Here is a 263-nt window from a genome sequence, read left to right as displayed (position 1 = left end):
GTGCCCTTGGAGACCTACGACCTTCCCAAGAAGTGCGTTCTGGTGTTCGGCCAGGAAGGACCGGGCCTTACCCCGGAGGTGCACGAGGCCGCCGTCGCGACCCTGTCGATTGAGCAGTTCGGTTCCACGCGCTCCATGAATGCGGCCTCGGCCGCTGCGATCGCGATGCATGCGTGGGTGCGGCGGCACGTCTTCGAACAACACGTCTAGCCTCCCCGCGAGGTGGCAACCCGGCGGAAGTGTTAAGAGCCCGCGTGACCGGA

The 263-nt window shown here is 65.8% G+C and carries 1 protein-coding gene; it reads left to right on the top strand.

The window, feature by feature from the left end; genetic code table 11:
* Window positions 1-210, top strand: a 210-nt coding sequence (locus SCA31_RS23910; RefSeq protein WP_410699489.1) for a TrmH family RNA methyltransferase, incomplete at its 5' end; no start/stop codon positions are given.
* Window positions 211-263: the final 53 nt, after the last annotated feature.

It is taken from the genome of Chryseobacterium sp. SIMBA_028 (genome assembly GCF_046535285.1).
Classification (GTDB): Bacteria; Bacteroidota; Bacteroidia; order Flavobacteriales; family Weeksellaceae; genus Chryseobacterium.
Note: the sequence above shows the minus strand (reverse complement) of the source record. Positions and strands in the feature narration are given on the sequence as shown.